This is a genomic window from Lacinutrix mariniflava (assembly GCF_001418015.1).
Lineage (GTDB): Bacteria > Bacteroidota > Bacteroidia > Flavobacteriales > Flavobacteriaceae > Lacinutrix > Lacinutrix mariniflava.
The window spans coordinates 805,332-826,949 of sequence record NZ_LIQG01000026.1; the positions used below are offsets into that span (position 1 = coordinate 805,332).

General features: G+C 31.4%; 22 protein-coding genes. 9 read left to right on the top strand and 13 right to left on the bottom strand.

The features are described from left to right. Window positions 1-14: 14 nt before the first annotated feature. On the top strand, window positions 15-734 hold the full coding sequence (locus ASC44_RS10535) for a Bax inhibitor-1/YccA family protein (RefSeq protein ID WP_055447561.1): 720 nt from the start codon (window positions 15-17) through the stop codon (window positions 732-734). 55 nt (window positions 735-789) lie between these two features. Here the strand turns inward: ASC44_RS10535 and ASC44_RS10540 are convergent, their stop codons facing one another. From ASC44_RS10540 to ASC44_RS10555, 4 genes are read right to left on the bottom strand one after another with little or no spacing between them, the layout of a single operon-like run. Beyond that, window positions 790-1,467, bottom strand: a complete 678-nt coding sequence (locus ASC44_RS10540) for a response regulator transcription factor (protein ID WP_055447562.1) — start codon at window positions 1,465-1,467, stop codon at window positions 790-792. Beyond that, a complete protein-coding gene (locus ASC44_RS10545) occupies window positions 1,460-2,263 on the bottom strand; it encodes a sensor histidine kinase (RefSeq protein WP_241491426.1) in 804 nt (267 codons plus the stop codon). Before ASC44_RS10545 ends, ASC44_RS10540 begins: the two co-directional genes overlap by 8 nt. Then, window positions 2,230-2,874 (bottom strand): hypothetical protein, encoded by a 645-nt coding sequence (locus tag ASC44_RS10550; RefSeq protein WP_055447563.1) that lies wholly within the window; start codon window positions 2,872-2,874, stop codon window positions 2,230-2,232. The genes ASC44_RS10545 and ASC44_RS10550 overlap by 34 nt, the downstream gene beginning before the upstream one ends. Window positions 2,875-2,881: 7 nt before the next feature. After that, a complete protein-coding gene (locus tag ASC44_RS10555; protein ID WP_055447564.1) occupies window positions 2,882-3,328 on the bottom strand; it encodes a hypothetical protein in 447 nt (148 codons plus the stop codon). A gap of 180 nt (window positions 3,329-3,508) precedes the next feature. Between ASC44_RS10555 and ASC44_RS10560 the strand changes: the two genes are divergently transcribed. Next, window positions 3,509-4,036, top strand: coding sequence for a phage tail protein (locus ASC44_RS10560; protein WP_055447565.1), 528 nt, complete (start codon window positions 3,509-3,511; stop codon window positions 4,034-4,036). A 72-nt stretch (window positions 4,037-4,108) separates the two neighbouring features. Next, window positions 4,109-4,933, top strand: a complete 825-nt coding sequence (locus tag ASC44_RS10565; protein WP_055447566.1) for a T9SS type A sorting domain-containing protein — start codon at window positions 4,109-4,111, stop codon at window positions 4,931-4,933. Between the two features lie 187 nt (window positions 4,934-5,120). Here ASC44_RS10565 and ASC44_RS10570 read toward each other — a convergent pair whose 3' ends face one another. Both ASC44_RS10570 and ASC44_RS10575 read right to left on the bottom strand, forming a co-directional pair. Beyond that, window positions 5,121-5,591 (bottom strand): Lrp/AsnC ligand binding domain-containing protein, encoded by a 471-nt coding sequence (locus tag ASC44_RS10570; RefSeq protein ID WP_055447567.1) that lies wholly within the window; start codon window positions 5,589-5,591, stop codon window positions 5,121-5,123. Window positions 5,592-5,891: 300 nt separating this feature from the next. Next, a complete protein-coding gene (locus tag ASC44_RS10575; protein WP_055447568.1) occupies window positions 5,892-7,256 on the bottom strand; it encodes a saccharopine dehydrogenase family protein in 1,365 nt (454 codons plus the stop codon). 83 nt (window positions 7,257-7,339) lie between these two features. On the opposite strand from ASC44_RS10575, the gene ASC44_RS10580 reads away from it, so the two are divergent. Beyond that, window positions 7,340-7,720, top strand: coding sequence for a DUF423 domain-containing protein (locus tag ASC44_RS10580; RefSeq protein ID WP_055447569.1), 381 nt, complete (start codon window positions 7,340-7,342; stop codon window positions 7,718-7,720). A 73-nt stretch (window positions 7,721-7,793) separates the two neighbouring features. Continuing rightward, window positions 7,794-9,410, top strand: a complete 1,617-nt coding sequence (pckA, locus tag ASC44_RS10585; RefSeq protein WP_055447570.1) for a phosphoenolpyruvate carboxykinase (ATP) — start codon at window positions 7,794-7,796, stop codon at window positions 9,408-9,410. A gap of 78 nt (window positions 9,411-9,488) precedes the next feature. Here the strand turns inward: pckA and ASC44_RS10590 are convergent, their stop codons facing one another. Further along, window positions 9,489-10,235, bottom strand: coding sequence for a uroporphyrinogen-III synthase (locus ASC44_RS10590; protein WP_055447571.1), 747 nt, complete (start codon window positions 10,233-10,235; stop codon window positions 9,489-9,491). A gap of 23 nt (window positions 10,236-10,258) precedes the next feature. After that, the gene (locus tag ASC44_RS10595; protein ID WP_055447572.1) at window positions 10,259-10,906 is read right to left on the bottom strand and encodes a DUF4271 domain-containing protein; all 648 of its coding nucleotides are present in this window, start codon (window positions 10,904-10,906) and stop codon (window positions 10,259-10,261) included. 109 nt (window positions 10,907-11,015) lie between these two features. Here ASC44_RS10595 and ASC44_RS10600 point away from each other — a divergent pair, with 109 nt between their 5' ends. From ASC44_RS10600 to ASC44_RS10610, 3 genes are all read left to right on the top strand, one after another. Further along, window positions 11,016-11,738, top strand: a complete 723-nt coding sequence (locus ASC44_RS10600) for a polyprenol monophosphomannose synthase (RefSeq protein ID WP_055447573.1) — start codon at window positions 11,016-11,018, stop codon at window positions 11,736-11,738. 4 nt (window positions 11,739-11,742) lie between these two features. Then, on the top strand, window positions 11,743-13,089 hold the full coding sequence (locus tag ASC44_RS10605) for a dihydroorotase (protein WP_055447574.1): 1,347 nt from the start codon (window positions 11,743-11,745) through the stop codon (window positions 13,087-13,089). Window positions 13,090-13,174: 85 nt separating this feature from the next. Continuing rightward, window positions 13,175-13,633 carry a DUF4296 domain-containing protein gene (locus ASC44_RS10610; RefSeq protein ID WP_055447575.1) on the top strand — a complete coding sequence of 153 codons (459 nt, stop codon included), beginning with the start codon at window positions 13,175-13,177 and terminating at the stop codon, window positions 13,631-13,633. A 2-nt stretch (window positions 13,634-13,635) separates the two neighbouring features. On the opposite strand, the gene ASC44_RS10615 is transcribed toward ASC44_RS10610, so the two are convergent. Then, a complete protein-coding gene (locus ASC44_RS10615) occupies window positions 13,636-14,643 on the bottom strand; it encodes an NAD-dependent epimerase/dehydratase family protein (RefSeq protein ID WP_055447576.1) in 1,008 nt (335 codons plus the stop codon). Between the two features lie 89 nt (window positions 14,644-14,732). On the opposite strand from ASC44_RS10615, the gene tyrS reads away from it, so the two are divergent. Next, window positions 14,733-16,043 carry a tyrosine--tRNA ligase gene (gene tyrS / locus ASC44_RS10620; RefSeq protein WP_055447577.1) on the top strand — a complete coding sequence of 437 codons (1,311 nt, stop codon included), beginning with the start codon at window positions 14,733-14,735 and terminating at the stop codon, window positions 16,041-16,043. A 76-nt stretch (window positions 16,044-16,119) separates the two neighbouring features. On the opposite strand, the gene ASC44_RS10625 is transcribed toward tyrS, so the two are convergent. From ASC44_RS10625 to ASC44_RS10640, 4 genes are all read right to left on the bottom strand, one after another. Next, on the bottom strand, window positions 16,120-17,388 hold the full coding sequence (locus ASC44_RS10625) for a cation:proton antiporter domain-containing protein (RefSeq protein WP_055447578.1): 1,269 nt from the start codon (window positions 17,386-17,388) through the stop codon (window positions 16,120-16,122). Then, entirely contained in the window at window positions 17,388-18,095 is a 708-nt protein-coding gene (locus ASC44_RS10630; RefSeq protein ID WP_152973315.1) for a hypothetical protein, read from the bottom strand. The genes ASC44_RS10625 and ASC44_RS10630 overlap by 1 nt, the downstream gene beginning before the upstream one ends. A gap of 8 nt (window positions 18,096-18,103) precedes the next feature. Beyond that, complete coding sequence (locus ASC44_RS10635) at window positions 18,104-20,464, bottom strand: hypothetical protein (protein WP_055447580.1); 2,361 nt, start codon at window positions 20,462-20,464, stop codon at window positions 18,104-18,106. A 234-nt stretch (window positions 20,465-20,698) separates the two neighbouring features. Then, on the bottom strand, window positions 20,699-21,478 hold the full coding sequence (locus ASC44_RS10640; RefSeq protein ID WP_055447581.1) for a patatin-like phospholipase family protein: 780 nt from the start codon (window positions 21,476-21,478) through the stop codon (window positions 20,699-20,701). Window positions 21,479-21,618: the final 140 nt, after the last annotated feature.

A 21,618-nucleotide genomic window follows, 5' to 3' on the forward strand; every position in this document is an offset into this window, starting at 1 on the left:
TTAAAAACGATTATATGAATAATTCTTTTGAAAATAATATGCCACAACAGCATATGCCATTAAGTGCTATAGCTGAAGAAGAGCGCGTGGCATTTTATAAAAAAACTTATGGGCATGTTGCTGCAGGGGTATTAGTGTTTATCTTTTTTGAGTACCTTTTACTACAAAGTGATACCATAGTAAATTTTACTATGTCAATGACTTCAGGTTTCAAGTGGTTATTAATGCTTGGTGGATTTATGTTTATTACAAATTATGCCGAGAATATGGCATTAAAAACACCAGATAAAAACAAGCAATACTTAGCTTTTGGACTATACATTTTAGCTGAAGCATTTATTTTTATACCAATGATTCATATTGCTTTAAATTTCCTTCCACAAGGATCAGAAATGATACAGCAAGCAGGTATTGTTACTCTAGCTTTATTCTCAGGTTTAACAGCCGTAGTGTTTGTAACAAAAAAGGATTTTTCGTTCTTAAAAACGGGTTTAACAATAGGTTTCTTTATTGCGCTTGGGTTAATAGTTGCAGGATCGCTTTTTGGGTTTAATATGGGCTTATGGTTTTCTGTAGGTATGTGTTTATTAGCTGGAGGTTCTATTTTGTATCAAACTTCTAACTTAGTAAATAAGTATACTGTAGACGATTATATTCCCGCAGCCTTAGGTTTATTTGCTTCGTTAATGTTATTGTTCTGGTATATTTTAAGAATATTTATGTCAAGAGATTAATTTCTTTTAAAACGATAAAAATAAAAAGCTTCTCTAATCGAGGAGCTTTTTGTTTTTATAAACTGTCGTTTTCAATAGAGACCATTTTGTTCTTTAGAGCATAGATTACTAGTCCCGCAACATTTTTGGCTTCAGTTTTTAAGAGCAAATTGTTGCGATGGCCTTCTACAGTTCTTGGGCTTATAAATAGTTTTTCACCAATATCTGCAGTTGTATGTTGTTTACAAATAAGTTCTAAAACTTCAATTTCACGCTTGGTAAAATAATTAGCATCAAATGTAGACTTGGTTTTTTTGTCTTTAGGATTTGTAATGCTTTCATGTACATATTTCATTACTTGCTCATCATAATGAAAGCCTTTTTTAGAGACTTCTTCTATGGTTTTTATCATAAGTGCAGGTGTGCTGTTTTTTGCTAAATAAGCAACAGCTCCAATAGAAATCATGTTTAAAATAAAAGGCTTACTAAAATAGCTAGTTAATGCAATAACCTTGATGTTCGGGAATTCCTTATGAATAATCTTAGTAACTTCAACGCCATTTAAACCAGGCATTTTAAGATCTGTGACTACAATTTCTGGTAGCGTTTTTGCATCGCGTAATTGTTGTATTAAATGATCACCATCTTTGGCATCAAAAAGAATATTTATATGCTCTTCGTTTCCTAAAATAGCTTTTAGACCTTGCAGGAAGAGAAGTTCATCGTCTGCTAATACTATATTTATTTTATTCATGGTATTTACATTTTATAATAAAAAGACTACCATTGTTTTTAGTACTTTCTATCTTTAATATTCCATTTAAAATTTTTACACGACTCTTAATATTTTGAAGCCCTATTCCAGATTTTTTTTCAATTTCAGATACAATAAAACCAATGCCATTATCTTGATATCGTATTTTAAAACCTGTAGTGCTTTCTTCCATATAGATTGCTAATTCCTTAGCTTTTCCATGTCTTATAGAATTGTTCATTAACTCTTGAATAATCCTAAATACATGTAATTGATTGGTCTTAGATAATTGAGTTAAGTTTTCAATATTGTGCTCAATTTCTAAGGTGGTGTTAGCAGAAAAATCGTCAAATAATTCCTCTAAAGCGACATTAAGACCAAACTCGTCTAAAATTGGAGGCATTAAATCATGAGCAATTTTTCGAGAACTTTCAAGTGTTGTTGAGGTGATTTCTAGTATATGACTTAACGATGCTTTTTGTTTTTCATTTAAAGATTTATCAGCCAAAAGCACGTTAGTAGATAAACTAACAATATTAAGTTTAGAACTTATGGCATCGTGCAAGTCTTGTGCAATTCGTTTACGCTCTGCCTCTTGAATAGCAATTGATGTTTGTAATATTTTGTGCTGACTTTCTAGTTTTAACGCAGCTTTTTCTAATTCTTTTTGAACTATTTTTTGTCTCGAATAATGAAAAAACAAAATTAATCCAGTGGTTATTAAAACCAAGAAAATGATACCATAAACTAAAGCCTGAATTATTAATTTTTCGTTTTCCATAAACTCGTTTTCCATTCTATTAAAATTAATATTAAATAGCCTACATAAAATACTTTGTTTAAAAACCACACATTAATTGATAAGGCATCATCAATTGTGATAATTAAATTGGCGAGTATAAAAATAAGGGCGCTTACTGATAGATATATTAAGACGGCTGAATTTATATACATGTACTTTCTTGTTCGTCCTAGTGAATTATACAAGTGAATAATTGAATATAGCACTAGAGGAAGTGAGGTTAGTAGGATTTCTAATAAATTAAATTTTGTAAATAATGATGAATTATTAAAATATTGAATGCTTAAAACTAAAGCCACCAACCCAAAAATTATATTAACCCAATTTTTCTGTTTTTTAGTAAATAAACATTTATAAAAAAGTGATAAAAAGATAAATTGAAAAAGAAAGTAAAAATGCGATAAAAATAAGTTGTTTTTTACTCCAAAATATTCAACAATAATTATACTTAAACTTAATATGCAAAAAGTGAGAATGAGATAAGTAGCAAAGTATGCAAGTGCTGTATTCTTTTTGGTTTTGTAATAAGTATAACTATATAGAATGGCATTAATTAATAGTAGTAGTACTCCAAGGTTTTTAAATAATTCATCAATTAATTTCATTTAAATTTTAAGGATTAACTAGAGGGCTGTTAGGGTCACAGTTATCTGGGCAAGGTGCAGTAAAATCAAAAATACCACTTCCACCATTTAAATTAGCGACGGCAATTTCTACTTTTCTGTCCGTGCATCCAGATGACTTTTCATCATGGACAATGTCTCTATGTATACCGTTGCAATCTTGTATTGTGCCTACAAGAAGGAGTTTTTCCGTTTGTGCAGTGGCAGGTGTCCCATCAGGTCTTTTTATAGCCATATATGCGCGAACTCCAGAATTAGTATCATCATTTAATGTGTATTTACCAGAGCCATCGTTTACTAATATGTTCATCTCCTCTAAACAAGCAATTAAGTCGTTAGAAGGAATTAAAAAGCCTTTAGCATGTGTTTCGTTTTCGCCTTGCCATTTCTTTGCATAGGTTATGGCGTGATTAAATTTGATTGATTTTGCTTTCATAATTTTTAAGTTTTTGTTGATTAATAGAATTTAAAGTTACTGAATAAAACAATACTTATAAGGGTGTATTTTAAAATCGCGTAGAAGTACCTGATTTTATCTTCAAGTAGATACTCTGTTCTTTATTTTGAGTTAATGATTTAATTTTGAGACAGTTATTAATCAACAAAATTTAAAATTATGGAACAGTTTATTGGACAAATTATGATGTTTGGAGGAAATTTCGCACCAAGAAATTGGGCATTATGCGACGGACAATTATTGGCGATCTCGCAGTATTCTGCATTATTTTCAATATTAGGAACCAATTATGGAGGAGATGGAAGAACTACTTTTGGATTGCCAGATTTAAGAGGAAGGGTACCGGTTCATCAAGGTGCTGGACCTGGATTACCTGCTGTAAGATTAGGGCAAAAAGGTGGTACGGCTACTAATAAACTAACAGAAGGTCAATTGCCAGCGCACAAGCACAGTGCTACTTTACAAGCTGTAAGTCCTATTCTTCGTGGAGTAACTGTTGGAGCAAATCCAACAGGTACGTACAGTGCAGAAGGAGGTGTATATGCAAGTGGTGCAAATGCTCAAATGGCAACAGATTCAATTATTGTTGGTAGTACAGGAAGCAATCAAGATGTAAATAACATGCAACCTTTTACAGGAGTAAATTATATTATTGCTTTAGAAGGGTTTTTTCCGCCAAGAAGTTAATAATCAATAAATTAATCAAAGGCTTGAGCTGTTGTTTCTTGCCTTTGGTTTTAACAAATAAACTTTATTATCATGAAAAAAAACTACACATTAAAAAGAATTATTAGAATAAGCAGACAGTTTTGGTGTTTAATGGTGCTGTTTAGTTTTTCTGCATTTGGACAGAATTTAAACTTTACTATTGATACCGCTGTGGATGATGGTGTTGGTATTACTGAAACACTTACAATGGGATCTGATACTTATGTTTTGGTAATTGACGTTGCTGGCACAGAAGCTGAGACTATTATTGAGTTATCTCCGGGTGTGCCAGATTTAATTTTTTATCTAGGTAATGGAACGACAACAAATCCATTTATTATAACGCTTACAAAAAACGGTAATCCTACTAATTTTAAATTAAATGGTATGGATTATGATACGGTGGAGGATGGGTTTATTTCACTTGTAAATCAAGACGACAATGAGATTTCAGCAAACCAAGAGTATTTAGTTGGATCTGGTGCAATTACTATAACTAATGCGAGTAATGCAGCAAATATTACTGAGTTTAAAATTATACAACCTGATGTGACAGATAATACCGATTTTGCATTTCATAATATTAATATAGATGTGCTAGATACGTTAACAACGGAGACGTTTACATCTTTAGATAATGAAGTTTCTGTGCTGCCTAACCCGTCTAACGGAAACATTAAAATTAAAAACACTGGAGTTCCTTTACAGCGTATTACAATTACGGACATTAACGGACATAAAATTTTAACTCAAAATTTAAATGGAGCTACTACAGATAAGAACTTAGATTTAAGTTCTAAATTATCTTCAGGATTATATTTTATGACTATTGCTGCTGAAGATGCCACTACCGTTAAGAAGTTAATTATTGAATAATATAACTTACTAAATTATTAAGGAAAGCTCTTTTATTATTAATAAGAGCGCTTTTTTTATTAGATAATGTTAATAGTGCAGTAAGTAGATATTAAGATGAGACTGTTAATGCTAAATTATATTTAGATAATTTGGAATTAGCATAACCAAAGTAATCTATCGTAAATACTGTATAAATTTTGCTTGCCTATATTTTAATTTGTCTCTCTATTTGCTGGTTTAAAGAAATAAAGGTTTCTGTTCTCGAAACACCTTCTATAGATTGTATGTCGTTATTAAGTAAGTGCATTAAGTGCTCGTTATCTTTACATAGTATTTTAATAAAAATACTCCAGTTACCTGTTGTGTAATGGCATTCTAAAACTTCAGGTATTTTTTTTAACTGTTTTACTGCTTGAGGATTACTAACAGCTTTATCTAAATAAACACCAATAAAGGCCATTGTTGTATAGCCTAACACTTTTGGGTTGATAATAAATTTAGAGCCAGTAATTAATCCTGATTTTTCTAGCTTTTTTAGCCGTTGATGTATTGCTGCTCCCGAAATACCAACTTGACGTGCAATTTCTAAAACCGATGTTCTGGCATCTGCCATTAAAGCCCGAAGTATCTTTTTATCGATACCATCTATGTGTATGTTTTGATTTATAACTTTCATAATAAGTGTTCTTTTTCTCTTTTCGGTGAGTACAGAAAAGGGATTATGTTTGAATTTGTTATGACTAATTTAAAATTATATCATAAAATAAAACATAAAAGTACTGAAATAGTATGAAACTGAAACCTTTTGTTTAAAACGATACTTTGGTAAGTGCGTTAAGGATGGAAGTGGCATCCTTTTTTTGCTGCCATATATGGCAAAAAAAGATATAACGTACAGCCTGACCTAAACAATCCTACAAGGTTTTTTTAACCTTGTAGGTATGAGTGTGGTAACGCCCACATTATTATTATAGTATTAGACGTGCAAAGGATTGTAACCTAAGTAAGGCACTTTTTTCTCTTTAAAAATCACGCCATAATTTTCAAGTTCTTCTAAAATAGGTTGGTAAACTTCTTTGTTTATAGGTCTTAAAACACCTGGAGTAGTAATTTTCTTATTTAGTATTGCCATTGCAGCCATAGCGACTGGTAAGCCTACTGTTTTTGCCATTGCAGTGTAGGTTTGGTCTTCTCCTAAAGTTACCATAGTGGCATCTATTTGATATTTTTTATCATTTAATTCGTATCCAAATTTATGATACATCACAATCATATCTTTATCTGTAGGATCTAATGTCCAGCTATCCATTAATATTTTTTGTAATATTTGAGCAGGTGTTGCTTTTTCAAGATTTACCATTTTTGTTGGGCTAAAGATATCGACTTCTTCAAATTTATCCCAAATAATATCATCTTGATCTATTTTTAGCGCGTGTCTAAATTTTATTTCTACAGAATCTGTTGGACTGTAAGGTAAAAAGGAATTTACAAAGTCGCGATAGCTCATGTTTTCGCTATCATCTATTGTATAACTATCGTCGGTCATGCCAAGTGCAGCAAAAACATTCCATGCGCGGCTGAAGCCTACACGCCTTATAGTTCCACGGTATAATGTTTTTACATCGTCTAAGCCGTAGATATCTTGATATTTTAGGGAGTCTCTATTAGCATAAGCCTCAAAACGACCAAAACCATCGACTTCTAAAAATTCTGTACGTCTAAATAAACGGTTGTAAGGAATATATTTGTACGTACCTTCTTGTAAAAACTTGGCTGCACTACCTTGTCCTGCCAATACTACATTTCTAGGATTCCAAGTGAATTTATAATTCCATAAATTATTATCGCTTTCTGGTGCAACTAAACCTCCTGTAAAAGATTCGAACAGAATTAGTTTTCCACCTTCGGCTTTAATTCTGTCTATTACTTGCATGGCACTCATGTGGTCGATTCCTGGATCTACACCAATCTCATTCATGAAAACTAAGCCTTTTTCTTTGGCTTGCGCGTCTAGAGCTTGCATTTCATCACTAACGTAAGATGCTGTTACCATGTTTTTATTGTAGGTAATACAGTCTTTTGCAACTTCTATATGAAAACGTGCTGGTAGCATTGAAATTACCATATCTGCAGCTTTTACAGCATCAACTCTTGATTTTTCATTAAAAACATCTAAGGTTATAGCGGTAGAGTTTTTATGATTATTAGTAAGTTTTAATACGTTTTCTTTATCTAAATCACCTACAGTTATATGGAGGTTTTCAGTTTCAGATTTGTCTAAAAGGTATTTAATTAAATATGATGCAGATTTTCCTGAACCAATAACTAAAATATTTCTCATATTAAGAATTGTTAAGTAATTTTGTGTTTATAATGCGAATGTAATAAATGATAGCGTTATTTAAACTCAAATAATAAAGATATATGAACAAAAAGATACTTGTATTAGGTTCTATTCTGGGCCTTTTGGCTGTAGTTATTGGTGCTTTTGCAGCACATGGCTTAAAGCCTAAAATTTCAACTTCCTCATTACAGACTTTTGAAACAGGAGTGCGATATCAAATGTATCATGCGTTATTATTACTGCTTGTAGGTAATATGGATAGCATTTTGGATAAAACGAAAAGAATACTATTCTATTTAGTGGGCTTTGGTGTTTTGCTTTTTTCAGGATCAATATACTGCTTAGCTACAAATAGTTTAACTGGTTTTGATTTTAGCGTTATTGGTTTTGTTACGCCACTTGGCGGATTATTACTTATTACATCTTGGGCAGTCTTATTTATTAAATTTGTAAAAAAATGAGATAAATAACATGTATTTTTATCAGTATCTCATATTTATGTGTAATTTTACACTCTAAACAATAATCTAAATTATGGTAGACCATACACAATCTGCGAAATCGATTTCGTTAGAAAAATACGGTATTAAGAATGCTAATGTTCAATACCAATTATCTCCTCAAGAGTTACAAGATATTACGATAGAGAAAGGTCAAGGTGTAAAATCATCTTCCGGTGCTTTAGCTGTTAATACAGGCGAGTTTACAGGTCGTTCTCCAATGGATCGTTTTATTGTAAAAGACGATATTACTAAAGATCGCGTTTGGTGGGGAGACATAAATATTCCTTTTGATCCGGATAAATTCGATAAACTTTACGATAAAGTTGTTGATTATTTATCTGAAAAAGAAGTGTTTGTAAGAGATAGTTATGCTTGTGCAGACGAAAATTATAAACTTAATATTCGTGTTATTAATGAGCGTCCATGGAGTAACATGTTTGCTTATAACATGTTTTTACGTCCTACTGAAGCGGAGTTAGAAAACTTCGAACCGGAGTGGACTATTGTAAATGCTCCAGGTTTTATGGCAGATGCCAAAGAGGATGGTACAAGACAGCATAATTTTGCAATACTAAATTTTGAAAAAAAGATAGCCTTAATTGGTGGTACCGGATATACTGGTGAAATTAAAAAAGGAATATTTTCTGCTTTAAACTTTATTCTTCCTGTATTTAAAAATACTTTACCAATGCACTGTAGTGCTAATGTTGGTAAGGATGATGATACTGCAATTTTCTTTGGACTATCAGGAACAGGGAAAACAACGCTTTCTACAGATCCAGATAGAAGTTTAATTGGTGACGATGAGCATGGATGGACTGCAGAAAATACAGTTTTTAATTTTGAAGGTGGTTGTTATGCTAAAGTAATTAATCTTTCTCAAGAGCAAGAACCAGAGATATATGCAGCTATAAAAGAAGGAGCTATTCTTGAAAATGTAGTAATGAATGATAAAGGAGAAGTCGATTTTGAAGACACTTCTATTACTCAAAATACAAGAGTGAGTTATCCAATTCACCATATTGAAAATATAAAAGTACCATCTATAGGAAAAAATCCTAAAAATATATTCTTTTTAACGGCCGATGCCTTTGGTGTTTTGCCTCCAATCTCTAAGTTAACACCTGCTCAAGCAGCTTACCATTTTATTTCTGGTTATACTGCTAAAGTTGCAGGAACCGAAGCTGGAGTTAAAGAGCCTCAACCTTCTTTTTCTGCTTGTTTTGGAGCGCCTTTTATGCCATTACATCCAACAAAATATGCTGAGATGTTAAGCAAGAAAATGTTAGATGCTAACGTAAATGTATGGTTAGTAAATACTGGCTGGTCTGGTGGTGCTTACGGTGTTGGAAAACGTATGAAACTAAAATATACTCGTGCTATGATTACTGCTGTTTTAAACGGTGATTTAGGATTGTATAACTACGATGATTACCATATACACTCTGTATTTGGAGTTGCACAACCAAGATCTTGTCCTGGTGTTCCAACCGAAGTATTGAGTCCAAGAACAACATGGAATGACGATAAAGCATATTATGATACCGCTTTTAAATTGGCAAATGCGTTTAGAAAAAACTTTGAACAGTTTGAAGATAATGCTAGCGAAGAAATAAGACGTGGTGGACCACAACGTTATGCTTACTAAATTTAATTAGTAATACTAAATAAAAAAAGAGCTCTCTCAATTGAGAAGCCTTTTTTTATATCTAATAGTATAATTTTTTTATTTTTTGTTAGCCTCTGTAATGTACTTCTTTAAAGCCATTGTCATAGAAGGAGTTTCTGGCGTTGGAGCAGAGATATCTACTCTTAGTCCTTTTGCCTCTACAGCTTTAATTGTTGTGTTTCCAAATACAGCTATTCTCGTGTCTTTTTGTTCAAAATCTGGGAAATTATGAAATAAAGAATCAATTCCACTTGGGCTAAAGAATACTAATATATCATAAGTTACATTTTCTAAATCGGATAAATCGCTAATTACAGTTTTGTAAAAAACAGCTTCTTTCCACTTTACACCTAACTCGTTTAAAACCTCAGGAACTTCTGCTTTTAATTTATCAGCAGCAGGAAGTAAAAAGTTCTCATCTTTATATTTTTTAATTAAAGGAGAGAGTTCTGTAAATGTACGTTTACCAACGTAAATTTTACGTTTTCTATATACAACATACTTTTGAAGGTAATAAGCCACAGCTTCAGACTGGCAGAAATATTTCATGCTGTCTGGAACTTTAAAACGCATTTCTTCGGCTACTCTAAAAAAGTGGTCGACGGCGTTTCTACTAGTTAATATAATAGCAGTAAACTTACTAAGGTCAATTTTTTGTTGTCTAATTTCTTTAGAAGGGACACCTTCAACATGAATAAATGGACGAAAATCTATTTTAACTTTCTGTCTTTCAGACAAATCGAAATATGGCGAATTTTCTATTTTAGGTTCTGGTTGGGATACTAAAATTGTTTTCACTTTCATATTCTAATAGCGTTTTTAGGACCTTACTGTAGTGTATATATCTTATATAAAACTAGATAAGGTGAAATTTCAAGTGTGCAAAGATACAAAATAAAATAAAACCAATTCTTTTTTATAGTTTTAAGATTATTTTTTATAAATATTAGAATACCATAGACATTAATTAACATCAAAATAAGGATAAATAGTGTCGTGCTTATTTGGGTTGGATACCAAGAATAAATAAGAATAGCATTGATAGGAATTAGCAGTAGGCCTAAGAAGTTTTTATAACTTACTTTTTGAAAAAGGTAGTTATCGATTATAGAATCCATGTTTAAAATACTACTTACTAAACGCTCTAATAATATTTTAACAAGTATTATTATGCCAATACCAAAAGCTAGTTTAGCAGGTATTAAGTAATCGGCTTGCGGTAGATTTGTGCTTAGGTTAAAGCATAATAAAATAAAAACCGATAGACCTATAATAAGATTAGTAAATAGTAAGCCCTCGAACATATCAATAAACTTTTGTTCTCTCGAGTACACTTTTAAATATCTAAAGTTTATTAATAGCATTAGAAAATCTTGAAAGCGCTTTGGAAACAAGAGTTTAGCGATTGCAACAAGAACAAGACAAATTATTAATGAAATTGTATAAAGTTCGGTTGAAAGGGCTTCTCTTAGCATGTTGTAAAATTATTATAAAATTCTTAATGCGATGCATCATTTATTAAGAAATATTTATAAAAAACTAATTGGCAAAATATGTACATTTGCCTGAAATTAAATGCTGTTAATGCAAGACGCTGTTGTAATTATACCAACCTATAATGAAATTGAAAACATAGAAGCTATAGTAGACGCTGTGTTTAGTCAAGAAAAGGCGTTTCATATTTTGGTTGTGGATGATAATTCTCCAGATGGCACAGCAGATAAAGTTAGAGAACTTCAGCTTAAATATCCTTCAAGATTGTTTCTTAAGGTAAGAGAAGAGAAATCAGGTTTAGGTACGGCTTATATATATGGTTTTAAATGGTGTTTAGAAAGAACGTATCAATACATTTTTGAAATGGATGCGGATTTCTCTCATAACCCTAAAGATCTTATAAGGCTTTATAATGCATGCCACTTAAAAGGTGCCGCATTAAGTATAGGCTCACGTTATGTTAAAGGCATTAATGTTGTTAATTGGCCTTTAAGCCGAATTATATTGTCTTATGGTGCATCTATTTATGTACGTACCATTACTGGAATGCGCGTAAAAGATAGTACTGCAGGTTTTATTTGCTATCGTAGAAGTGTGCTAGAAAGTATTAATTTTGATGATATTAAATTTATAGGATATGCGTTTCAAATAGAAATGAAATTTAAAGCTTATTTAAAGCAATTTAAAATAGTAGAAGTACCAGTAATTTTTACAGATAGAACAAAGGGACAATCTAAATTAAGCTCAAGTATTATTTCTGAAGCTATATTTGGGGTTATTTCAATGAAATTTAAAAGTTTATTTAATAAATAGAATAATGAGCGATAAAATAACACTTATTAAAAATGCCAAGATTGTAAATGAAGGCACCATTTTTAATGGAGACATTTTAATTGAAGGTGAGTTTATTACCCAAATAGCAGAGTCTATAAGTGCAAAGTCGGCAGATGTTAATGTGTATGATGCAGAAGGCAAGTATGTTATTCCTGGAATGATAGACGATCAAGTGCATTTTAGAGAGCCAGGTTTAACTCACAAAGCAAATATAGAAACAGAGTCTCGTGCAGCAATTGCTGGAGGTATTACTTCGTTTATTGAAATGCCAAATACAAACCCGCAAACAACAACTATAGAGAAGTTGAACGATAAGTTTGCGATAGCTAAAGAAACATCTTATGCTAATTATTCTTTTATGTTTGGTGGTACTAATGATAATTTAGAAGAGATTTTAAAAGTAGATCCTAAGCAAGTTGCAGGTTTAAAATTATTTTTAGGTTCTTCTACTGGTAATATGTTGGTTGATAATCCTGAGGTTTTAGAAAAAATATTTAAAAGTACAGATTTGCTTATTTCTGTTCATTGTGAAGATGAAGCAACAATTAGAGCAAATACTGAAGTGTATAAAGAGCGCTATGGCGACGATATTCCTATTAACTTTCATCCAATAATTAGAAGTGAAGAAGCTTGTTATTTGTCTTCGTCTAAAGCAATTGAATTAGCAAAGAAAACAGGAGCAAGACTACATGTGTTTCACGTGTCTACGGGAAAAGAAACGGAATTGTTTAGTAATAAAATACCGTTAAAAGATAAAAAAATTACGGCAGAGGTATGTATTCATCATCTTTGGTTTAGCGATAAAGATTACGACGAAAAGGGAACATTAATTAAATGGAATCCAGCAGTTAAAACTGAAAAGGATAGAGCTCAGTTACTAAAAGCTCTGTTAGACGATAGAATTGATGTTATAGCCACAGATCATGCACCACATACTTTCGACGAAAAAAATAATGTCTATACTAAAGCGCCTTCTGGAGGACCTTTAGTACAACATGCTCTGCCTGCGTTATTAGAAATGCACCATCGCGGACAAATTTCAATTGAAAAAATTGTAGAAAAAACGGCTCATAATCCTGCTATATTATTTAATGTAGAAAAACGTGGTTATGTTAAAGAAGGCTATTATGCAGATTTAGTTGTTGTAGATTTAAACAATCCGTGGACAGTAACAAAAGATAATATTTTATATAAATGTGGTTGGTCTCCTTTTGAAGGGACAACGTTTAAATCTCGAATAGCACAAACATTTGTAAATGGTGGACTAGCTTATAAAAACTTTAAGTTTTATGACACTAAATATGCAAAGCAATTAACTTTCGATAGATAAAAGAAGTTTAGTAAAAGCTGTATCACAAAACAGAATCATAAATAGCGAACTACAAGTGAGTGTAAAAAACTATAAAATAAGACACATGAAAATAAAATACGTTTCATTTTTAGTACTGTTTTTAACATTAAGCTCATGTTATAACGTTCAAAAACCAAATAAGCCTGATAATCTTATTTCTGAAGACGCTATGGTTAATGTCTTGGTAGATATGGCTATTATGTCATCCGCTAAAGGCGTTAATAAAAGTAAGATAGAGGATAGTGGTATTGTTCCAGACGAATATATCTACAAAAAAAATAATATAGACAGTCTTTCTTTTTCAGAAAGCAATGCTTATTATGCTTATGATATTAAAAAATATGATGCTATTTATCAGCGAGTTAAAGATAGCTTAGTGGTTGTGCGAGATAAGTACAAAGCTATAGATGTAAAAGAGAAAAAAGAAAAAGAAGTTAAAGATTCTATAAAAAGGGCAAAGGTTAATATTGAAAAACGAAAGAACAACGAAAAGACTACGTTAGTAACACCGGTAAAAAAATAAAGTTAGATATCTTTTAAATAGAGTTCGCAAGTTTCTTTTATTTCGGCTTCTAAATTTGAATATTCAAACGTTAAATGCGCTTTTATTTTACTTCCATTAAATTGCGATTGTGATACTAACGATTCTGCTAATTGCTTGGTTAAGATTCTTCTTTTACCTGTGGTTTTATGTTTTAACCAATCTAATCTCCAGCCTATTTGTAGTAACCAGTTTTTAGCTTCCTTTTTAGGAGAATCTACTTGTAAGGCTTTAGCGCAAAAAATCAAGAATTTTTTATAAGTCCAATTTTTAGAAACTAAAATAAAACGTTCGTTTTTTACGTCGCTTTGCATTAAAGAAAAAAGCGCATTTACAACATCGTTAACAGCAACGTATCCTACACTTCCAGAAGTATAATATTTTAAATTATTGTGTACTGTTTTAATAATAGAACCACTTCCATAATTCCAAATGCCAGGACCTATAATAACGCCTGGATTAACAATAACAGCATCTAATCCTTCTTGAGTACCGCGCCAAACTTCTAATTCAGCACCATGCTTTGTAATAGCATACACACTATTATCTACTTCTGGATTCCACTCTGTGTCTTCGGTTGTTATTTCTCCAGGTTTAGGTTCTCCAATAGCAGCAATAGAACTTATATAACACAACTTTGTGATGTTAAACGCAATAGATAGATTTACAATATTCGCAGTACCTTCAATATTTGTTTTCTGTAATAAATCAAACTTATCTGGTTCAAAAGAGACAAACGCAGCACAATGGTAAACATGTGTAACGTCTTTAAAAGCTTCAGTTAAAGCTGGAACATCGTTTAAATCGGCTTCAACCCAATCTATGGCATTAAAAAGTGCTTCAGTATTAGTAGTGTAATAAGAAAAGATGCGCTTTATAGTTTCAAATTTTTTCTCATTTCTATAAATAGCACGAACCGTTTGCTTTTCATTTAATAATTTAAAAAGTAAATGTGCACCTACAAAGCCTGTTCCTCCTGTAACTAAAATCATAAGTCGAAGGTAATAAATATTCAATATAGCATCTTAAATTATATAGCTATTTTTATCTTTGCAGCTCAATACACAAAATTAAGTATAAAATGGCTAATACATTTGTAGAAGAATTACGTTGGAGAGGGATGTTACACGATATCATGCCTGGAACAGAAGAGCAATTAAATAAGGAAATGACGGCGGCCTATATAGGTTTCGATCCTACTAGCGATTCGCTACATATTGGTAGTTTAGTACCAATTATTATATTAGTCCACTTAGAAAAAGCAGGACACAAACCTGTTGCTTTAATTGGTGGTGCTACAGGAATGATAGGTGATCCTTCGGGAAAAAGCGATGAGCGTAATTTATTAGACGAAGTAGCTTTGGCACATAATGTAGCCGGAATTAAAAGTGTATTATCTCGTTTTTTAGATTTTAACTCTTCTAATAAAAATGCTCCAGTTTTAGTAAATAACTACGATTGGATGAAAAACTTTAGTTTCATCGATTTTGCGCGTGACGTTGGTAAGCGTATTACAGTAAATTACATGATGGCTAAAGACTCGGTTAAAAAACGTTTGTCTGGAGACGAAGGAAACGTGGGTATGAGTTTTACAGAATTTACCTACCAATTAATACAAGGTTACGATTTTCATCATTTATATAAAACAATGGGTTGCAAACTTCAAATGGGAGGTAGCGATCAATGGGGAAACATAACTACAGGAACAGAGTTGGTAAGACGTATGCACGATGGTGAAGACCAAGCGAAAGCGTTTGCTATGACGTGTCCGTTAATTACTAAAGCAGACGGTTCTAAATTTGGTAAAAGTGAAGGTGGTAATGTGTGGTTAGATGCAGATAAAACATCGGTTTACAAATTCTACCAATTTTGGTTAAATACTACAGATGATGATGCTGAAAAATATGTAAAAATATTTACGTTTTTAGATAAAGAAACTATCGAAGCTTTAATTACAGAGCATAAAGAAACGCCACATTTACGTATATTACAGAAGCGTTTGACTAAAGAAGTTACGACGTTTGTACATTCTGAAGCTGATTTTTTAAATGCTGAAAAAGCTTCTGAAATTTTGTTTAGCAAAAACTTTAATGAAGACATTCGCACACTAGACGAAAACTTATTTTTAGATGTTTTTGAAGGTGTAGCTCAAGCTGAGGTTACTAAAGCAGATTTAGCTGAAGGATTAGATATGATTGCAGCTTTAGCTGATAAAACAAACTTTCTAAAAAGTAATAGCGACGCACGAAGAGCGCTTAAAGAAAACGCTGTGTCTGTAAACAAAGACAAAGTAAAAGAAGACTACAAAATCACTGCTAACGATTTAATACACGATAAGTACGTAGTATTAAATAAAGGAAAGAAGAATACCTATATTTTAAAGGTGGTTTAATCTTGTAATACATATAAAAAGGCCTCTTAAGTTTTAGAATTTAAGAGGCTTTTTTTTGTACTTAACACTTTGTTTTTTAACTATTATTTTGGTCTATAGATGGTGCTTTCCATTTTGCTGTTTCTACCTTGTTTTTGTTTGCTGTATTTACAGCTTCAGAGCTTCTTTTTTTGTCGTAAATCATTGCGCCTGTCATAATTAAACTCGTTCCTATAATTACAAATAATAGAATACCAGGTTCAAAAGTAGAGATTTGTGCTTCTGCTGGAATAGCATAAAAAAGTAACACTGTAATTAAGCCTCTTGGTGCTATAAATAACTGCGGTATAATATCTTTTCCAACAAAAATTCTAAGAATTACAAAACGAATAACATAAATAGAAGCAATAATTAAGATGCTAATAATGGCAACATCTAAATTAAATAGAGAGGCTACAACTATAGTAATACCAAAGACTACAAAAAAGAACGTACGCACTACAAAAGCTGTTTCTGCAGTAATGGTGTGTAGCTCATGATAGATGTGGTGTGCTTTATCATATTTTAAAAATTGCTTTAATTTACCTTTAAAAAACACTTTCATATTGGCGATTACCAATCCAAAAATTAAGATAATAATTAAAGAAGATAAGTGCATTTTCTTACCTAAAGCATATAATAATAGCAACACTGCAATTAGTAAAAAGAGTTTTACTTGACTCTTTATATTCTGAAATATTAATATAATAACATAACTAGCCACTAACGAAATTACAATAGTTAGTATAATATTACCTGCAAAACCTACAACTCCCGAATCTTCAGCAGGATTTAATTTTCCTGTTAAAAAATAGAACATCATAATACCTACAATGTCAGAGAAGGTGCTTTCGTAAATATGAAACTCTTTTTTAGAGCCTTTTAATCCACCAACACTTGGAATAATAATAGCACTAGATAAAATAGATAAAGGCGTAGCATATAACCATGCAGACTGCATTGTCATTTCCGGAATAAAATTGTACAGAATTAATGCCGCAACCCAAGCCGAGGCTATTAGACCTATAATTGCTATGGTAAACGATTTTAGAATGGGCATTAGTTTTTCGCGTTTAAGTTCGAGTTCTAATGCGGCTTCTAGTACAATCATTATTAAACCTACAATACCTAAAACTTCTAGAATGGGTAGAAAATTGAGTTCGCCAGCATCAAATGATTTTAATAAATACTGAAGTCCTACACCAAATACAATAAGCATTAATACTGCCGGTACATTTGTTTTTTTTGAGAGACTGTTAAATAAAAACGAAACGATAATAATTACCGATACCGCGATTATAATGTTATATGATGATAATATTTCCATTAGTTAGTTGGTTTATAAGTTGTAGTTGCTATGCTTTTATTTTCAGTTAAAAAGGTAATTAACTCTTGTGAAGAAGCTCCGTTTTCTAAAGAGTATTGAAGTTTATAAACTTCGTCTTCTTCGGTGTTTTTTAAACTTGGAAAGTCGGCATTATTCAAGATAGGATTATCAAACAATAGATCTAATATTTTCTCTTTAGATAATTGAGATTTTATATATAAAGTTTGACGTAAAAGACTTTTGTTGTTCGATTTTACAGCAAATCCTTTGTTCTCAATTTTGCTGTAATTAATAAAACGCTCACCAATTTCGGTATTTAAAACCAATCCAAAAGGTAGCATTTTCTTTATTTCACCTTGGTAAGTATTGGTTTCTAATAAAGCACCTATTTCTATTAATGGATTCATTTTTAAAATAATACCATTTATATAATTATTAATGGGCTTAAAGCCGAATACACCTATAACCACCAATAATATACTGTGGTTTATTGGGTTTATTGAGATAAGATGTAATAGCAATAAAAAGACAGCCAAAGGTTTAAAAACAATTAAAACTTTATGTAATCGTCTTGTTATTCTTCTGCTAGTTGCATTTTTTCGTGTAAAATGAATCGTTATATGTATTAGAAACTTAAATAACCAATAGCATAATATTAGTAAAATAAGTAAAGCTAAAAAACCTCTCCAAGTATTTATGTTTTCCATTGTTTCCATTAGCTTAGTGTGCCTCTATAAATTAATATATCTTTTATATCATTAATCAATACTGGATTAATGTAGAGTTGCGCGTCTTGATTTCGTAATAATACTTTTAAATTTGTTAATCTTTTTAAGCTAGATTTATAGGTGTTTTCAAATTGCAAGCCTACAAAAGATTTTAATTGTAATTCGTTAATCTCTTTATTTAGAAAAATAAATTTTAGTACAATAATCTCTTCTAAACTAAAAAAGTCTCTAAACTGTAAGTTTTTGTTTAGATATTGCACTTGGTTTTCTTCAATCATGGTGGTGCCATAAGTCCAAGACTGTAATACTTGACCAATATTGTAGCCACATTCTCTTGTTAGTTTAGCCACTTGTTTTTCTATCTCTTTTTTAGAAAGTGTTTCTTTTTTATCTGAAACTAATATTTTATGAGAAGCACCATGTCTTAATAATAAGGCTTTGTAGATTTCCTCAAAAGAAGCCTTATTTGTTGTTATGGTTGTGCTAAAGCCTTTAGAGAAAGGTAAACGTTGGTCTAATAGATTTTGCATGTGTTTAGAGAGACTAATAATAACTAGCACGTTATTAGATTCAGACTCTATAAACTTTAACAAAGCTCTTGTGTTTTCTAGTAAAGTATGCGTGCTATCCTGCCATAATTCTAAAGCATCAATAACCAACAATGGTCTTTCGCCAGATAGGTTTTTCTTAATATTTAAAAGGGCTTCTTGTAAATTGTTTGTAGTTTTAAATTTTCGACCTTTAAAAGAAATAGTACTATTAATGGTTAAAAAAACAGTGTTCTTTTTAAAATATTTTTGAGAGACAAACTCTAAAAAAGTAGACTTGCCGCTTAATGGTTTCCCATTTAAAACGATGGCTTTATTAAAACCATTGTCCCAGTCGGTTTTTGCTTTTACAAAATCGGCTTCAAGCAATGCTCTAGGAATAATAAATAGATCGCCAATAAAGTTTTTGTTTAAAAATAGTGTGTCGTAATGCGCATTAGCTTCTTTAAACATTCTATAAGAAATACAGGCTATAGATTGGTCTATTATACTTTGGTTAGAAAATAAAGCACCGTTTTCGTATTTAGAATTAAAAGAGGCTATTTTTTTAGCAATACTTTTTCGTGCATTAGTAAAAAAGTTACCATGACTATAAGCAAATTGCGATAAAGAGGATTGTATAGAAACTTCTAAAAAAGCATCATTATTATAGAGGTGTGTCGCTAGAAATTTAGTGTCAATTTTGGCACTTATTTCATCTGCAATTTTAGTAATTTCAACATCATTTTTTGTGAGTGTTTGGTGTGCACTTTTTAATGTTTTTAATTGAGAAGATACAGCTTCTAACGAGTCGTTAGTTTTTTCAACTAATAAACTACTTTTTAAATTAAGTAAACTATGGTTAAAAAAAGAGCCCATAGTTGTTTTTTGTTCCCACAAATCAATAAATAGTGGGATAATTTCATAGTCAAACCATTTTTTCACGTTTTTATTAAAGTCTATTTGCCTTGTTAGCAATGTGCCATTTTCTGTTGCTATTGGAAATATTGCACTGCTTAAAGGTTTTGTTTTGTCTTCAAGAATTACTGTAAAATTAGTTTGGGCATCGTTATTATGTTCACGTTCAATAATAGAACGGTCAATCCAGCTTATTAATTCTGGAATTTCACTAGTTGTTTCCATTTTGCTTATAGATTTAATGGCTTCTCCCATTAAACTTTTAAGTTTTGCAGAGGCTTCTGTGTTTTCTAAAACAGTAGCAACAGTGTGTTTTCTAATGGAACTAAAAGATTGAATTGCTTTTTGAATAGGCAAATTACTTTTTGTAATATCTTTTAGCTGTGCTTTTATATCTTCAAATTGCTGATTGTAAATAGGCCAAGCATTCTTTTTATGCTTGATACTATTAATAAGTTTTTTAGGATATTTAACAGCGTTTATAGCGTCGTTCTCTTCTATTATACGCTTAATGTTAAATACTGTAGCTTTTAAAAGTAATGCTTTAGAATTATTAAAATGAAGCTCTAAGTCCGTATCATTTACAAGTGCTTCTGTTTTTTTATTCGCAGCTATTTGTAATTGAAGTAACACATCCCTATGCAGTAGAAATAGATCTTTAAAATGTTCGGAAATAGCATAATGTAATAGGTAAACGTCTTGTTTATTTACCTCTGTATTATCTTCAACGTGTTTAAATTCCTGGTTAGCGACAGCTTGATAATAAGTAACGACTTCTAAAAAATCTTTAGTTATTATTTTAGAAAGCCCATCGCTAGAAGTCGCATCTTCTAGTACTTTTTTATAATCTTCTATTTGTTTTATTAAAGCTGTAGAAGAAAATAAATCCAGATCGTTTAGCATATTTTTCCTTTTTTAATAGTTGTCTAAATTACTTTTTAATAATTTTAGATTTATCGGCAAGTCTTGTTGTATTTAAAATGGTGTTGCCATAAACGAAGATATTACTTTTTTTTTGAGCAAAAGACTCTAGTGTTTTGCGTGTATTTTTAAAATATTAAAGATTTTTAAAAGTAATAAGATAGAATTAATTATTTGTTTACACGCTAATAATAAGATACTTAAATTCTAGGAAGGTCACTTTTTATCTGAAGCAATATTTTCCGTTATCATGTTCATTTTAGCAATAGTGGTTTGGTAACCAGTGTCAAAAAGGGCAGAAGCATGTTTTAAATCGAAAATACCAAACTGGAAAGCACCTTCAATTTCTATAGCAACATCGCATTGTTTAAGACGATGTTCCATAGTATTCCAAACGCCTAAATGAAACACACGTTCCGCAATATCTTTTATACCAACAACTTTCTCTTTGTAAACATGCGGGCAAACGCTAATACCAATTATTTTATCGCAGGTTTCTTGTAAAGGTTCAATAGGTAAGTTGTTTAACACGCCGCCATCAATATAAACGTCTTTATCAAGTTTTACGGGTTTAAAAAGTAACGGAATAGAGCAGGATGCCAATATGGTTTTAATTAAATCTCCCGAAGAGCGTACCTCAAACATGCCCGTGTTTATATTAGTAACACCAATGCTAAGCGGTATTTTAAGATCTTCGAACGTTTTTGCTTTTAAATGCGTTTTTAAAAAAGCTTCTAAATATTTTAATTCAGTAAGTCCTTTATTGGTAAAACCAATTTTAAATATTTTTAAAAACGCATGTTCCTTACAAAGCGCTAGCATTTCTAAAGGCGTATAGCCACTACAATAAATAGCACCAATTAATGCACCTGCGCTAGAGCCAGAAACCATAGTAGGAAATATATTGTTTTCGTTTAGTGCCTGTAATGCACCAATGTGTGCAGCGCCTCGAGCACCGCCACCAGAAAGTGCTATACCAATATTAGGAGTATTCATTTATAGAGTGTAATAGTTGTAGTAAAATAACGAAATTAAAACCAAAGGTAGTGTTGCAGAAATTTAAAATGGATGGTTGTTATAAAACTTAGAATTTAATAACAAAAAAAGCCCGAATGCAGAAACTGCAATCGGACTTG

Excerpts from the sequence above, each read along its gene's own strand:
- ASC44_RS10630 (WP_152973315.1), bottom strand. The coding sequence starts at position 18,095 with ATGGAAAACATAAATACTTGGAGAGGTTTTTTAGCTTTACTTATTTTA.
- ASC44_RS10570 (WP_055447567.1), bottom strand. The coding sequence starts at position 5,591 with ATGAAAGTTATAAATCAAAACATACACATAGATGGTATCGATAAAAAG.
- ASC44_RS10555 (WP_055447564.1), bottom strand. The coding sequence starts at position 3,328 with ATGAAAGCAAAATCAATCAAATTTAATCACGCCATAACCTATGCAAAG.
- tyrS (WP_055447577.1), top strand. The coding sequence starts at position 14,733 with ATGGCTAATACATTTGTAGAAGAATTACGTTGGAGAGGGATGTTACAC.
- ASC44_RS10540 (WP_055447562.1), bottom strand. The coding sequence starts at position 1,467 with ATGAATAAAATAAATATAGTATTAGCAGACGATGAACTTCTCTTCCTG.
- ASC44_RS10640 (WP_055447581.1), bottom strand. The coding sequence starts at position 21,478 with ATGAATACTCCTAATATTGGTATAGCACTTTCTGGTGGCGGTGCTCGA.
- ASC44_RS10605 (WP_055447574.1), top strand. The coding sequence starts at position 11,743 with ATGAGCGATAAAATAACACTTATTAAAAATGCCAAGATTGTAAATGAA.
- ASC44_RS10545 (WP_241491426.1), bottom strand. The coding sequence starts at position 2,263 with ATGGAAAACGAGTTTATGGAAAACGAAAAATTAATAATTCAGGCTTTA.
- ASC44_RS10600 (WP_055447573.1), top strand. The coding sequence starts at position 11,016 with ATGCAAGACGCTGTTGTAATTATACCAACCTATAATGAAATTGAAAAC.
- ASC44_RS10575 (WP_055447568.1), bottom strand. The coding sequence starts at position 7,256 with ATGAGAAATATTTTAGTTATTGGTTCAGGAAAATCTGCATCATATTTA.
- ASC44_RS10580 (WP_055447569.1), top strand. The coding sequence starts at position 7,340 with ATGAACAAAAAGATACTTGTATTAGGTTCTATTCTGGGCCTTTTGGCT.
- ASC44_RS10625 (WP_055447578.1), bottom strand. The coding sequence starts at position 17,388 with ATGGAAATATTATCATCATATAACATTATAATCGCGGTATCGGTAATT.
- ASC44_RS10615 (WP_055447576.1), bottom strand. The coding sequence starts at position 14,643 with ATGATTTTAGTTACAGGAGGAACAGGCTTTGTAGGTGCACATTTACTT.
- ASC44_RS10595 (WP_055447572.1), bottom strand. The coding sequence starts at position 10,906 with ATGCTAAGAGAAGCCCTTTCAACCGAACTTTATACAATTTCATTAATA.
- pckA (WP_055447570.1), top strand. The coding sequence starts at position 7,794 with ATGGTAGACCATACACAATCTGCGAAATCGATTTCGTTAGAAAAATAC.
- ASC44_RS10550 (WP_055447563.1), bottom strand. The coding sequence starts at position 2,874 with ATGAAATTAATTGATGAATTATTTAAAAACCTTGGAGTACTACTACTA.
- ASC44_RS10635 (WP_055447580.1), bottom strand. The coding sequence starts at position 20,464 with ATGCTAAACGATCTGGATTTATTTTCTTCTACAGCTTTAATAAAACAA.
- ASC44_RS10590 (WP_055447571.1), bottom strand. The coding sequence starts at position 10,235 with ATGAAAGTGAAAACAATTTTAGTATCCCAACCAGAACCTAAAATAGAA.
- ASC44_RS10565 (WP_055447566.1), top strand. The coding sequence starts at position 4,109 with ATGAAAAAAAACTACACATTAAAAAGAATTATTAGAATAAGCAGACAG.
- ASC44_RS10610 (WP_055447575.1), top strand. The coding sequence starts at position 13,175 with ATGAAAATAAAATACGTTTCATTTTTAGTACTGTTTTTAACATTAAGC.
- ASC44_RS10560 (WP_055447565.1), top strand. The coding sequence starts at position 3,509 with ATGGAACAGTTTATTGGACAAATTATGATGTTTGGAGGAAATTTCGCA.
- ASC44_RS10535 (WP_055447561.1), top strand. The coding sequence starts at position 15 with ATGAATAATTCTTTTGAAAATAATATGCCACAACAGCATATGCCATTA.